Origin of the sequence: uncultured Duncaniella sp. (assembly GCF_910577345.1) — a bacterium.
Classification (GTDB): Bacteria; Bacteroidota; Bacteroidia; order Bacteroidales; family Muribaculaceae; genus Duncaniella.
Map to the genome: position 1 here is coordinate 25,346 of NZ_CAJTMT010000014.1, position 14,411 is coordinate 39,756.

Here is a 14,411-nt window from a genome sequence, read left to right on the forward strand (position 1 = left end):
GCATTCACACTTTCATGCACAAGTGACCGGCGTAGGCCATCAGCAGGCCTACCGTAAAACTCGCTCCGGCATACAGTGCCACCGTCGGGAACTCCGAGCTGTTGAATACCGCAAGCCAAAGAAAGGCACAGAAGGACATAAGGTCAGAAGCTACATAGATTTATAATTATAAAAAATCTGTGACTTCTGACCTTATGTCCTTCTGTGCCCTTCTTTGGCTTGGTTATTTTCATCCGGCATACGCGCTACAGCGCGTCCCTACAAACCATGCATTCACACTTTCATGCACAAGTGACCGGCGTAGGCCATCAGCAGGCCTACCGTGAAACTCGCTCCGGCATACAGTGCCACCGTCGGGAACTCCGAGCTGTTGAAAAGCAGGTAATTCTCATGTATGAATGTTGAAAAGGTGGTGAAACCGCCACACAGACCCACCGTGAGGAAAGCCTTCATCTCCGGCGAAAGTTCGCAGCCACGGTCAACAGCACCGTAAATTACACCGATGATGAAACAACCGATGACGTTGACTGCGAATGTTCCCCACGGGAAAATTGCATTTCCGAAAAACGCCTGCACCCATCGGCTTACAAGGAAACGCATCACACCTCCCAGACCGCTTCCGAGAGCTATGTAGAGTATCGTCCTAAGCATACCGTCCGCAATTCAATCTTAGTGCCATCTCAACAGCAACCGCAATCCTCGTCGTCACACTCATAATGGACATGATGGTGGGCGGAATGACACTCTGTCAGCGAGTGGTCAATGATGAGATGACGGTTGGCCATACCGGCGATGGTCGACATCTCGTGGGATACAAGCAGGAGGGTTGTCGTCTTCGAAAGCTCCGCTACGAGGTCGTAGATATAATGTTCGAAACGCTTGTCGACATAGCTGAGAGGCTCATCAAGCACCAACAGTTTCGGACGCGAGATTATCGCCCGCCCTAACAGTGCCCGCTGCAACTGACCGCCCGAAAGATTACCGATACTGGCCCGTGAGTGGCTTTCCAGCCCCATCAACCGGGTCACTTCCCCTACCCTTGTCCTGACCTCATCCTTCGACAGTTTTTCTCCGATAAGACCGGAAGCTATCACCTCCTCAACATCAATCGGGAACTTCGAGTCAATGAGATTCTTCTGCGGAAGATAGCCTATCGAGAGATTGTCGACGGGCACTCCGTCGTGGAAATATGTCACCGATCCCTCTGTAGGTTTCAAAAGTCGCAGCAATATCCTCAGAAGCGTTGTCTTACCGCCACCGTTCGGACCGGTGATGGCTATGAAATCACCCCGGCGGACATCGAAATTAATGTCCGTCAGCACTTCCTTATGCTCCCAGCGCTTGCTGATATTGCGCAGGGAAATGATTATATTCTTATCCATATACAATGTCGGGACGCAATTGATTGCGTCCGCAAATATACGACATCAGACCTGAAAATCCAAAATCAGACCGCGTCGCCCCCTCTCTACATGTCACTTTCCGGCAATCGCATCCACTATGGCTGTCATCTCCGTCTCCCAGTCGTAGGCAAGCGGATTGACGGTCACCTTCTCGATGTCGAGCTGCGCACCGAGGGCCTCGGCCTGACGGCCATCGAGATCTTTCTGAAGGAAAAACACCTTCACATTGTGGTCGGCTGCATGGTCAATCACATCCTTCAGTGCGCCCATCGCCATCTCCTTGCTGTCGGCGCTTCCAGCCGGAATCTGCTCCAGGCCATAGTCACGCGCGAAATAGCTGAGCGACGGATGCCACACCATAAATGCCTCACCCTTGTGTGGGGCGAGTCTTTCGGCAAAAGCATTGTCGAGCGAATCCAGACGGGCTGCAAAATGCTCGTAGTTAGTTCTGTAGTAGCTCGCATTCGAAGGGTCAATCTCCGTCATGGCATTCAGCATATTCTTGGTGATGATTTTCACGTTCTTGACCGAAGTCCATGTGTGGGGGTCAATGACATTGTGGGTCACGCCGTCGTGGCTGTGGGTTCCGGTCACAGGTATCACCCCTATCGAAGTGTTGAATATGGGCAAATCAGGATGTTCGCCGTGGACTTTGTCAAGGATAGCAGCCTCGAAACCGATGTTGCCCATTCGCAGGAAGCCAATCGACTTCGCAAGATTCATGATATGGTTGACCGACGGGTCGAAAGTCTCCGGATTCGCTCCGTTGGCAATCAGAGTACGCACCTCAACACGGTCACCCGTAATCTGTTCAAGAAGATACTTCTGAGGCTCGATGCTGACCGTGACTATCGGCTTATCATGCGTCGTTGCCGTACACGCAGCCAAAAGGCCAAGCCATGCGGCAATAGTGACTATAATCGGAAAGAAAAATATATGGGATTTCATCTTTATTGCATAAATTTTTGCAAATATAAGCAATTTTTAGCAATTCCACCCCATCTTGTTAAGAAAAATTTTGAATTCAATCAAAATTTCACAATTATTCTCTTCCAACCTATAAAAAACGGTTTTGCAAAATCCCGAATAACTACTATTACAAGTCACCCGTCAATCTTTCCAAGCTCCCACATTGATTCAAACTCCTCACGGGTAAGGAAATCTAAATAATGCCAGTTGATATCGCCGAAATCTCTTGAATAAAGACGATAACCATCACGTTCGGGATTACTTCCTATAAGACGTATGATTTTACCGTCAGGTCTCACGATTACCTCTCTGGCTGCCACATTTCCCAAAAAATGATAGTAATGCATATCGCCATTCTCAATATTCTTCGACATTGTATAACTATGTACGTCGGGCCACGGTATACGCTTCACAACGGTATAGAAAAAACCTGTTGCTTTAAAGTAACCATACCGCATTCGGTCCACAACATCCGAGTATGGATGTACACTATCCCACTCTACTGAGGTCTTAAGTTTTTCCGGTAAAACGCCAAGATCGACGGCGTAGCAATTAAAATAACGAACAAACCAGTGTTCCAACGGATTGACATCATAAGTATCCAATGTAGCCATATCTGTCATGTATCTTCTTGGATTTCCAAAGATAATATCCTTCAAAGCTTCTTCATTTCGGATCGGGGCTTTTCCAACCTTATACCATGCATTGTCATAAGTTCCGGGCTGAATATATGTCAGAGTATAAAATGCAACCTCATCAGCTGTAATATCATCCATCGAAGGATTCGCATCAAGAGGATAACGTTTTCGGAACACACGGATAAGGGCTCCTCCCAACTGATATGAGTCTTTTCCTACATACTGGAAATAGCACTTATACTCATTATCTATCTCCGCACAGAATATATCCCCTATGCGCGTCACTGTTCTCTTTGCCATAATTACAGATCAATATGCAATAATAAATGAAAGGACACTCCGAAAGTCTCACCATTTTTCCTGCGAAGACTGATATTTTATCGGGACTGCAAGTTATGAATAAATTTCAAAATCAACAAATTATTTGTTAAATCGGTGTTTTTGGGGTGCTTTGGGGGCGGCGGGGTGGCAAATGGTGCTGTGATTCAGATTTTTTTATTACCTTTGCATCTTGTAATTATCAACGGTTTGCCTTTTTGCGGGCAAGCTGACGACTGCAACTTGTAATCTAAGTATATAATCATTTCCATCACATAACCGAAATGGCAACACAAGACGAGGTTTTCAAGAAAATAGTAAGCCATGCCAAGGAATATGGCTTCGTGTTTCAATCAAGCGAAATTTACGACGGTCTTTCCGCCGTCTATGACTACGGACAGAACGGCGTTGAGCTGAAAAACAACATCAAGCGCTACTGGTGGGATTCGATGACCCTCCTCCACGAGAATATCGTGGGCATCGACTCCGCTATCTTCATGCACCCCACCATCTGGAAGGCTTCAGGCCACGTTGACGCATTCAACGACCCCCTGATTGACAACAAGGACTCCAAGAAGCGCTACCGCGCCGACGTGCTCATCGAAGAACAGATCGCCAAGATTGACGACAAGATAGAAAAGGAAGTGGCCAAGGCTGCAAAACGCTTCGGCGAAAGCTTTGACGAGGCCATGTTCCGCCAGACCAATCCCCGTGTGCTCGAACACGCAGCCAAGCGCAACGCCCTCCATGAGCGTTTCGCCCAGGCCATGAACGACAACAACCTCGACGAACTCCGCCAAATCATCATCGACGAGGAAATCGTCTGCCCCATCTCCGGAACCAAGAACTGGACAGAGGTGCGTCAGTTCAACCTCATGTTCAAGACTGAAATGGGTTCGACTGCCGATGGTGCGATGACCGTCTATCTCCGTCCCGAGACCGCACAGGGTATCTTCGTCAACTATCTCAACGTGCAGAAGACCGGCCGTATGCGCATCCCCTTCGGTATCGCACAGATTGGCAAGGCATTCCGCAACGAGATTGTGGCCCGTCAGTTCATCTTCCGTATGCGTGAGTTCGAACAGATGGAAATGCAGTTCTTCGTGCGCCCCGGCTCCGAAATGGAGTGGTTCAAGCGCTGGAAAGAATTCCGTCTGCGCTGGCACAAGGCTCTCGGCCTCGGCGACGAGAAGTATCGTTACCACGACCACGAGAAGCTCGCACACTACGCCAATGCCGCAACCGACATCGAATTCCAGATGCCTTTCGGATTCAAGGAAGTCGAAGGTATCCACTCGCGTACAAACTTCGACCTCTCGCAGCACGAGAAATTCTCCGGCAAGAAAATCCAGTATTTCGACCCCGAGCTCAACGAGAGCTACACCCCCTACGTCATCGAGACATCCATCGGTGTTGACCGTATGTTCCTCTCAGTCCTCTGCTCATCCTACGAGGAGCAGGAACTCGAAGGCGGCGACAAGCGCGTCGTGCTCCACCTCCCCGCAGCCCTCGCTCCGGTGAAGTGTGCCGTCATGCCCCTCGTCCGCAAGGATGGTCTGCCCGACAAGGCCCGCGAGATTGTCAACGAACTCAAATTCGACTTCTCAACCCACTATGAGGAGAAGGATTCAATCGGTAAGCGTTACCGCCGTCAGGATGCAATCGGCACACCCTTCTGCATCACCGTCGACCACCAGACCCTCGAAGACAACACCGTCACCCTCCGCGAACGCGACTCAATGGAGCAGAAGCGCGTGAAAGTCGAAGACCTCCACAAGCTCATCCACAGCGCAGTCTCGCTCAACGCACTCCTCCGCAAGCTCGCCTGATCCACCCATACGAAATATTTGGATACAAAAGAACAAAAGAGCAAAAGAAACAGACGATATAGTTTAATTATTGTCCGCAACTAATTACAAGTATATCTACTTTTGTCACTTCTGCACTTATGTTCTTTTGTATCAAAAAATTTCATGATTCGACAGGCCACAAACCATCTTTCGAAACATAATTCACACCCCTCCCCTTAAACAATGAAGAATTTCAAACTACTGCTCATTGTAGCCCTCCTCATCCCCATGCTTTCCTCGTGTAACTACAACTCCCTCGTCGAGAAGAAGCAGGGAGTAGAGCAGCAATGGGCCGAGGTCCAGAACCAGTATCAGCGTCGCGCCGACCTCATCCCCAACCTCGTCGCCACAGTCAAAGGCTACGCCACCCACGAAAGCGAGACTCTTGAGAAGGTGACACAGGCCCGCGCCGCAGCGACTTCGGTCAACATCAATGCCGACGATCTCAACGAGGAAACCCTCGCCAAGTTCCAGGCCGCGCAAAACGAACTGACCGGAGCACTCAAATCGCTCCTCGCAGTGACCGAAGCCTATCCCGACCTCAAGGCCAACGAAAACTTCCGCGACCTTCAGGTGCAGCTCGAAGGAACTGAGAACCGCATCGCCACCGCACGTGGACGCTACACTCAGGTAGTTGCCGACTACAACACCTCAATAAAAAAATTCCCCACCAATATCTACGCAGGTTGGTTCGGCTTCGAGTCGCAGCCCCAGTTCAAGGCCGACGAATCGGCCCAGCGCGCACCCGAAGTGAAATTCTAAGACCACATCATGGCTAAATTCAGATTATTCTTTACACTCTTCATCCTCACAAGCCTCGCAGGCATGTTCACAACATCGTGTGGCGATGATGACAACGTCTGGGACGACTACAAGGAATGGCGCATCGCCAACGAGGAGTTCTATGACGAACAGCGCTTCCTCATCGAGGATGGTGCCAACGTCTACCAGACCGTGATTCCTTCATGGAATCCCTCGGCCAACATCCTCATGCGCTATCTCAACGACCGCAAGCAGACCGAAGGCAACCTCTCGCCGCTTCTGACCTCGACTGTCGATGTCAAATATATCGGCCGCCTCTACAACGGTGTGGCTTTCGACTCGTCCTACCGTCTGACCGCATCCTACGGCGACAGCATCTTCCGTACCACTCCCGGCTCCGTTATCCAGGGATGGACAATCGCGCTCATGAACATGCGTGTCGGCGACAGCGCCCGCATCGTCATCCCCTACAACATGGGCTACGGATCGTCAGGCTCAGGTTCAATCAGCCCCTACTCAACTCTTGTTTTCGACGTGAAACTCGTCGACATTCCCTACTACGAAGTGCGTCCCTGACGGGGAGACTTCGGTTACTGACATGTAGATTATAACCGATGGATTTCAAGTTAGAAGCAACCGCTCCCGGCACCGCCGCGCGCGCCGGAGTCATCACGACCGACCACGGAGAGATTCGTACACCCATATTCATGCCCGTAGGCACTCAGGGCAGTGTCAAAGCTGTCCATCAGCATGAACTGCGCGAGGCCGTCAAGGCTCAGATCATTCTCGGCAACACCTATCACCTCTATCTCCGTCCGGGCATCGAGATTCTCGAAAAGGCCGGAGGTCTTCACAAGTTCAACGGATGGGACCGCCCGATTCTCACCGACAGCGGCGGTTTTCAGGTGTTTTCCCTCTCGGCCAACCGCAAGCTGACCGAGGAAGGCGCATGGTTCCGCTCACACATCGACGGTTCGAAACACCTCTTCACTCCCGAAAAGGTCGTTGACATCGAGCGTTCGATCGGTGCCGACATCATGATGGCCCTCGATGAGTGTCCTCCCGGTACAGCCGACTACAGCTATGCCCGCAAATCGCTTGACCTTACCCACCGTTGGCTGACACGCGGTTGGAAACGCTACAAGGAAACCGAAGGAAAGTATGGCTATTCACAGGCCTACTTCCCGATTGTCCAGGGTGTCACATATCCGGAACTCCGCCGTGAATCCGCAAAATTCGTGGCTGAACTCGGCGCCGACGGCAACGCCATCGGCGGTCTGGCCGTAGGCGAACCCGCCGAAGTGATGTATGACATGATAGAGGTGGTCAACGAGATTCTTCCCGCCGACAAACCGCGCTATCTCATGGGCGTCGGCACTCCGGCCAACATCCTCGAAGCCATTGACCGAGGTGTCGACATGATGGACTGCGTAATGCCTACGCGCAACGGACGCAACGGTATGCTCTTCACCCGCCACGGCACAATGAACATGCGCAACAAGAAGTGGGCCGACGATTTCTCACCCCTTCAGGAAGATGGTCCCGCATACGTTGACCAGGTATATTCGAAGGCCTACGTCCGCCACCTCTTCATAGCCGACGAGATTCTGGCAATGCAGATTGCATCCATCCACAATCTCGCTTTCTATCTCTGGCTCGTCGAGGAAGCACGCCGCCACATCATCGAAGGCGACTTCAAGCAGTGGAAGACCGAGATGCTCGAATGTGTCAGCCGCCGCCTCTGACAAGCAACCAACCCCCATATTCTTTAGCACCGACCAAAATCAATCACAGACATTGCCGTGAAGATTCTCGACTGGTATATCATCAAAAAGTTCCTTGGAACCTACATTTTTGCGATAGCCCTCATTCTGGCCATCACAATCATGTTTGACATCAACGAGAAACTCGACGCTTTCCTCAAAGCGCCGTTGAAAGCCACTGTGTTTGACTACTTCCTCAACTTCCTGCCCTACTTCGCCAACCAGTTCAGTCCGCTCTTCACCTTCATCGCCGTGATATTCTTCACGTCGAAACTGGCCGACAATTCCGAGATTATCGCCATGCTCTCGACCGGCATGAGCTACCGGCGTCTGCTGCGCCCCTACATGATAAGCGCGACGGTCATCGCCATCGCGACCTATATCCTCAGCGCCTATATCATCCCTCCGGCCAACGTCGAGCGAATCGAATACACCAACACCTACGTCAAGAACAAGCGCGTGGACTACGGTACCAACATCCAGCTTCAGGTGGCGAAGGGTGAGATTGCCTACATGTCGCGCTACGACAACACAAGCAAGACAGGCTACAAATTCTCGCTCGAATCCTTCGAGGACAAGAAGCTCGTGTCGCGCCTTACCGCTCAGACAATCCGCTGGGACACACTCCACCGCTGGACCGTCCGCGACTACATGATTCGTGACTTCGACGGTCAGCGCGAGAAAATCCGTCGCGGAAGTCGTCTGGACACCATCATCCCCATCGAACCGCGCGACTTCCTCATTTCCAAAAACGACCATGAGACCATGACCTCGCCCGACCTGCGCGAATACATCTCGCGTCAGAAGGAGCGCGGTGTGGCCAACATCAAGTCATTTGAAATCGAGAATCAGAAGCGCTACGCCATGACTGCCGCAGCATTCATCCTGACGGTCATCGGCATGTCGCTCTCCTCGCGCAAAATCAAGGGTGGTATGGGTGTCAACATCGGCATTGGACTCGTCCTGAGCTTCAGCTACATCCTCTTCATGACCGTCACCTCAACCTTCGCCGTCTCCGGCTACACCTCCCCGATGGTCGCAATGTGGATCCCCAACATCCTCTACACCCTCATCGCCATCTTCCTCTATTACAAGGTCTCCCACCAGTAATAACTTCAAGACCAGACAACATAAAAAACTCGCACCTGACAAGCCAATCTCATCGCAGCTTGTCAGGCGCGAGGTTTAGTCTATATATGTCAAAAGGTAATTGCAAACATGCGGCCTAAATCCAACGTAAATCTATATTCAAAATTTTTATAGTGAGTGTAAGTAGTCACACCGCCCACTGTCACCATTTTACGCCCTACAACTATCACCCTTAATTCAAGATGTTCGCCATTCTCTCTCAAAGAAAAATTCGGGCTATATGCGACATCACCAATGGAGATATCATCAAGTCCAATAAATACATCATCAATCTTATTACCACCTAAATACGTAAAATAGACCTCTATAATATCATATTGAAACGAGCAATAACCAATTCCTCCTCTATTCATATAACTAATAGGTATACGCTTCTGAGCTCTTGACATCCTGTTTGCGACCCATAAAGAATCCCTATCAGCAATCTCCTTCTTCAACATCTCCCACGCTTCCTGAGGGGACGCAAAAGAATCCGGTCTGTCTGAGGCCAGAGAATCGATTTTGTATCCGTTCATCAGATACTGTTGCAGCACCCACTCGTATGTGATATTCTCAGGAATCACATCTCCCCAAGCATCTCTTCTTAACGTTGGCTCTTCAGCTGAACAGCTTGTGGCTAAGAACAACAGCACAAGCATGACAATTGATTTCATTTTCATAATGCAATTAAGTTTAGTAAAGAATGTATCGCAAATTTACGCTCTGCATTCCTTTATTTCAAAACTTAAGGCATGGAAAATGATTCATCATCATCTTTGTAATCTGTTGTATTTCAAACTATTTCCATTGATAAATGGAAACCAGTATTCATCATTGCCAACTGAGCTGTCATCCAACGGCTTTGCAACAGGCGGATTAATGTTAAATTTTATTAATCGCACACATCAAACCAATTTGGCTTTGAATTCTTCCACATCCGGCGGATTAAGCTCCTCAATTTTATTCCTCAAACGCAAACGTCGGTTGTAGATAACCTCTCGTTTCTCATTCAACAACATCGACAATGCTGGGATTGAAAATCCGAGGGCATTGCATATAAACAAGCGGTATTCATCCTCTCTCAATCCTCCCATCTGCTCTCTGAAACGGATCACCAGGCCATCGGTCTCGCCATTCAGACATGCCTCCAGTTCTCCGAAAACATCGGGTGACTGAACGAATCCTTCGATGGATTTCAGACACTCGCGCGCAATCCTGTCATTCCCCTGCACAGTGTTTTTATAGTAGACATCACACAAACCTGAGATTTTCTTATACAAATCCTTCTGGACACGCTTGAAATTCGCATCCAAAGCTTTGACCGAATCCAAAAGTTCCTCATGCCGGCGTCTGCTTCGTTCCCTCAACATGCGGATATAGAATACTGAGAACCCGACAACCAGAACTAACAAGCCGACAGTAAGCATTACAATTCTGCGCTGTTGGCTGACAATCTGATTGCGCATTAGTATCTCATCATTGTCGAAGTTTTTCACCTCCATATTTACATCGCCCTGAAATGTCGACATCAATTTTTCCCAACTCGGAGATTCGTAGGCATAGACATGTTTGGAACCGGCAGGACGAGCATCAACAATCCATGTATTCATGAAATCATCGGCCTTAAAGTCCTTCTTCAATTCATTCATGAACTTTCCGGCCAGTTCAGATTTTCCTTCGTTATGAAGATCCGTGATGAAATCATGGAACTGGGACAACATTATCACCAATGTATCCGGAAGCAGGAATTCAGGAGCCATTTCTCTTTCATAAATCTCATTTTTGAATTGCTCAAATCTGGTGAACGGAATCATTTTTCCATTTTCCTCCATATTGGCATGATCCATTAAAAGCTCACAGACCCAAACATCCAATTCACTTATCGAATCGCCATATTCATCCGAGACATTACGGTAGTCCTCCAACAGTTCTTCCATAAATTCATTGTCAATCCTGTTACCCAACTCATTAATCTTAAAAAGTCTCACGACAAAATTCCACCTCTTAAGGTCCTTTATACCGGCGGCCTTTAAAGAATCGTAGGCACGAAGCCCGAATTCCCGCTCTCCATTCATATCATACACGCATCCGCAAAGCTGCATCATTGCAATCCGTGCCCTGTAGGCTCCTTCGTGATCGTCATTCTCGACCGCAATCCTGTCGGCCCAAAGCAAATCACGCATCGCTGAAGGATAGTTGAAGTGACCTGCGGCAATCATGGCTGAGATGAAGTGGGCCTTGAATCCATAGGTGCCATTCCCATTGATATGCTGCTTTATGGCATCAGTCAGAGAATCTTTTTCACCGATATTGCCAATGCCATGGATTATCGCCGAATCACCGATTTCGGAGTAGACACGATCAAGAACCCGCTGTGAAGCAGGGTCATCGTGAGCGCGCGGAGCGCATCCTGCAATGGTCGACAGCACACAGAGCAGCAATAATTTGATTGGCAATTTCAAGGCTTCAGATCTGTCCATTTGCTATTGATTAAGGACGTATATATACGATTGGCAAGCAAATATAGCGAAAATATCTGTTATTCCGTAATTTTTAAATTCCAATCACAGGACATTTCTCTCATTTCCCCAGCAGGAATAACCAAAAATATCTTAATCAGTCCTCCTACAAATTCTTGCTGAATCTATATTTGAACGACACGAGGAAGTAAGAGCCGAGTGCGACGGTGTAGAATTCGCTTATGCCTGAATAGGTCGAGTAGCGGTGATAGTTCTTCTTGTTGTTAAGAATATCCTTCCATTCAAACCCTACCTCAGCCACGCGGCCTTTGAGGAATCTGTAGCTTATCCGGGTGTTTAGCAAGAATTCCTCATTGTCCTTGCGCACGATATTTGTGCCTGTCCGCAGACGGTAGTTGAAATCCGTATCGAAATTGAGTCCGAATGGTAGCTGGACGTAGGGCGACAATCCAAACGACCATGAGTGGACCGAGTCATCGTCATCGCGCATATCATTTGAGGAATGACGGAAATTCCATTCCCCCTTGACATTCACTCCACCCCATTTAGGCATATAGTTCCAATTGACAGTGATTGCATAATTGTCGCTGTTCGTGACGCTCTTGCGCGGAGCCTCGGAGAGATCCTCGTTAACCATACCCACACTTCTGTCAAATCCCGCATTGATCATTCCCGAAATCAGCATCTTGCCATTAAACTTGAAGTATCTCAAATCCAACCGACCGCTGCGGTTACCGTTGATGTTTACAGGAGTCGTGACCCTGCCACCGGTCTCGGGATTATAGAACACAGCCATAGTCTGGTCATTATATATGTTCGAGAAACTCATCTCACACGACAGGCCTGAGGGATTATGGGTCACGCCAACGTTGAAATCCTGACGATAAGCGGCTTTCAGCCGGGGATTGCCACGGGTGATGTAGAGAGGATTACTGTTGTCGGTCAGCGATAGCAACGACGATAGGTCGGGCTGATTTGTCGAACCGTCATAATTGAACCGGAAGTCGAATTTCTCAGAATTATGGTGGAAATTTAACGACGGACGGAAATTGACCGACGACCTGAGTGTGTCGGCCTGCATCACGCCTGTTTTCTGGTCAAGCCTCCTTCTCTCAGGTTCTGCGACAAAGGAGAATATCATGGTGTAATTCTGCTTCGTGTACATCAGCCTCACCTCTGCCTCATGTTTCTCGACACGACTGAAACTATGGTTGCTAAGACTGTCGATGTATGCGCTTTCGTATCCCTCCGGAAGCTGTCCGGGGCGGCGGTCCTCGTCACGGTCAAAGAACGGCGAGAGGTCGAAGGTGTTACGCGAGTATTTTTCACGCGTCTGTCGGTAACGGTAGGCCAACTCAAGTTTCAGATGCTTCATCAAAGGCTGCACGAAACGCAATCCGACCCCTCGCGAACGGTTGACAGTCGGAGTCAGATTGTATTGGTCGCGATGAAGGATGGAGTCAAGACCGGCATGATCTTTAAGACGATAGTAGTTGGTTGTGCTCACGTTGAAGGCGCGCCCCTTACGGGTGTCGTCAGTCATCTCAAGATTTAGCGAGAGAGCCGTACCGGCATCATTCAACCGCCGCGTGACTGATGCTTCAACCGAGTAATTTTTGGAACGGTCCTTCGACTGGCTGACCGCCTCATTCTCATTTATCCGTGTCGACGGATCAATCCTTTCCAGAGCATCATCTGCAAACGGATCTTTCACATTGAGTCCGGGATCCGCATCAAAAGACATGCTGCGAGAATCGTTCTGACTTTTTGAAGCGTTGTTTCCAAGCGTTCCCGAAAGCGTCAGCATGGTCTTGTCATCAACATTCCAGTTTAGGGTAAGATGCGAACGGAGGTGACGATTGCTGTTACGATTGTCGGCCCGGGAGTAGGTGTAGGTGTTCCCTGCAGGCAGATAGTCCTCACGCGAAGACGAGAACTCCTGTCCAGCTCGCGAATATGAATACATCAATCCTGCGGAGACATAAAACTTGTCATTCAACCGCCGGGAAATGTTGAACGAAGCATCATCCATTCGGTCGCGCTTACCGGTGGAAAATGGATTTATATTGCCGGAAGATAGATGAAAGGAGAAATTATCACCCTTGGGTTTGAACGAATGAGCCATAAGCTCGGCTTTTTTCCTGCCCTGATTTCCTCCGGCAAGTGTGGCCGAGGTCATCAATGTCCCGTTGAACTCGGAATATGTCTGCAAGTCGAGTACATAATTCTTTCCGTTGCCTTTGACCCCCATGAATTTATCCTCATCGCTCGCTTTGTCGTAAATCTTTATTTTGCTGAATATATCAGCCCTAAGATTTTCGAGCGCAAGGGTCTTGCCATCCTTGAAAAACGATTCTCCATTGATATTTATATCTGTAAGGGGAATACCATTGTAGGTCAGTGAGCCGGTCTTCTTGTCGTATGCCATTCCCGGAATAAGCCTGACGAGGTCCTCGAGATAGGCACCGTCGCGCGTCTTGAACGCTCTTGTATCAATAATGGTAGTGTCGCCCTTGACCGTCACCGGCTTTATTGGAGCAACAACCACAACCTCATCAAGATTGATGGTGGTGAGCAGCGAATCCATCCCGGCAATCAGCAAACTGTCTGAACCGGGACCATCAGGAAGAGTCGTGACATGCTGCCGCGACATCTCGTCAGCTTCCATACCCACCTCTGCACGGATGCGTGATGGCTGTCCGGCTGCGAGAGAGAATAGAAGCATGAAAGCAATCAAGGCTGTTATGACACGGTGAGATTCCATTGCTTATCCTGACATTTGCCCGACTAAAGTACATTTTTATCCCATGACAGCCAAACTGGTAGGAGCAACTTAACCTAATTTAACTGATGCCACATAATTTAGCTCAATATTTTGTTCAATACGACTTCCCTGCCATGTCCATCTACCTATTATATACTCGTGATATATTATATATGTAAAATGTGTGGTAATCCATTTTAGGTAAGGATTCCATTTATAATGGTAAGCCACGGAAGGAGGTTTTGTTGTTATTTTGCAGCATGAAAAAACTTGCAATATCAATAGCTTTTGGAGCGCTGAGCATAATCACCATGCAATGCAACGCGCGGGTATTGA

12 protein-coding genes are annotated in these 14,411 nt (G+C 48.9%); 5 read left to right on the forward strand and 7 right to left on the reverse strand.

Going from position 1 to position 14,411, the window contains the following annotated elements:
• Window positions 1-273: 273 nt before the first annotated feature.
• The 4 genes from crcB to QZ310_RS07655 form a co-directional block, all read right to left on the reverse strand.
• Window positions 274-651, reverse strand: coding sequence for a fluoride efflux transporter CrcB (gene crcB, locus QZ310_RS07640; RefSeq protein ID WP_297071915.1), 378 nt, complete (start codon window positions 649-651; stop codon window positions 274-276).
• A 29-nt stretch (window positions 652-680) separates the two neighbouring features.
• Entirely contained in the window at window positions 681-1,382 is a 702-nt protein-coding gene (locus QZ310_RS07645; RefSeq protein WP_297071916.1) for an ATP-binding cassette domain-containing protein, read from the reverse strand.
• A 93-nt stretch (window positions 1,383-1,475) separates the two neighbouring features.
• On the reverse strand, window positions 1,476-2,351 hold the full coding sequence (locus QZ310_RS07650; protein ID WP_297071917.1) for a zinc ABC transporter substrate-binding protein: 876 nt from the start codon (window positions 2,349-2,351) through the stop codon (window positions 1,476-1,478).
• Window positions 2,352-2,506: 155 nt separating this feature from the next.
• Window positions 2,507-3,310, reverse strand: a complete 804-nt coding sequence (locus QZ310_RS07655; RefSeq protein ID WP_297071918.1) for an Imm26 family immunity protein — start codon at window positions 3,308-3,310, stop codon at window positions 2,507-2,509.
• Between the two features lie 302 nt (window positions 3,311-3,612).
• Between QZ310_RS07655 and QZ310_RS07660 the strand changes: the two genes are divergently transcribed.
• From QZ310_RS07660 to QZ310_RS07680, 5 genes are all read left to right on the forward strand, one after another.
• The gene (locus QZ310_RS07660) at window positions 3,613-5,157 is read left to right on the forward strand and encodes a glycine--tRNA ligase (RefSeq protein WP_297071919.1); all 1,545 of its coding nucleotides are present in this window, start codon (window positions 3,613-3,615) and stop codon (window positions 5,155-5,157) included.
• Window positions 5,158-5,361: 204 nt separating this feature from the next.
• Window positions 5,362-5,940, forward strand: a complete 579-nt coding sequence (locus tag QZ310_RS07665) for a LemA family protein (RefSeq protein ID WP_297071920.1) — start codon at window positions 5,362-5,364, stop codon at window positions 5,938-5,940.
• A 9-nt stretch (window positions 5,941-5,949) separates the two neighbouring features.
• Complete coding sequence (locus QZ310_RS07670; RefSeq protein WP_297071921.1) at window positions 5,950-6,516, forward strand: FKBP-type peptidyl-prolyl cis-trans isomerase; 567 nt, start codon at window positions 5,950-5,952, stop codon at window positions 6,514-6,516.
• 38 nt (window positions 6,517-6,554) lie between these two features.
• Window positions 6,555-7,685, forward strand: coding sequence for a tRNA guanosine(34) transglycosylase Tgt (tgt, locus tag QZ310_RS07675; RefSeq protein WP_297071922.1), 1,131 nt, complete (start codon window positions 6,555-6,557; stop codon window positions 7,683-7,685).
• A 42-nt stretch (window positions 7,686-7,727) separates the two neighbouring features.
• A complete protein-coding gene (locus tag QZ310_RS07680; RefSeq protein ID WP_297071965.1) occupies window positions 7,728-8,813 on the forward strand; it encodes an LptF/LptG family permease in 1,086 nt (361 codons plus the stop codon).
• Between the two features lie 89 nt (window positions 8,814-8,902).
• Here QZ310_RS07680 and QZ310_RS07685 read toward each other — a convergent pair whose 3' ends face one another.
• The 3 genes from QZ310_RS07685 to QZ310_RS07695 form a co-directional block, all read right to left on the reverse strand.
• Window positions 8,903-9,511, reverse strand: coding sequence for a hypothetical protein (locus tag QZ310_RS07685; protein WP_297071923.1), 609 nt, complete (start codon window positions 9,509-9,511; stop codon window positions 8,903-8,905).
• A gap of 225 nt (window positions 9,512-9,736) precedes the next feature.
• Complete coding sequence (locus tag QZ310_RS07690) at window positions 9,737-11,311, reverse strand: hypothetical protein (protein ID WP_297071924.1); 1,575 nt, start codon at window positions 11,309-11,311, stop codon at window positions 9,737-9,739.
• A gap of 145 nt (window positions 11,312-11,456) precedes the next feature.
• Window positions 11,457-14,075 (reverse strand): outer membrane beta-barrel protein, encoded by a 2,619-nt coding sequence (locus QZ310_RS07695; protein ID WP_297071925.1) that lies wholly within the window; start codon window positions 14,073-14,075, stop codon window positions 11,457-11,459.
• Window positions 14,076-14,411 lie beyond the last annotated feature (336 nt).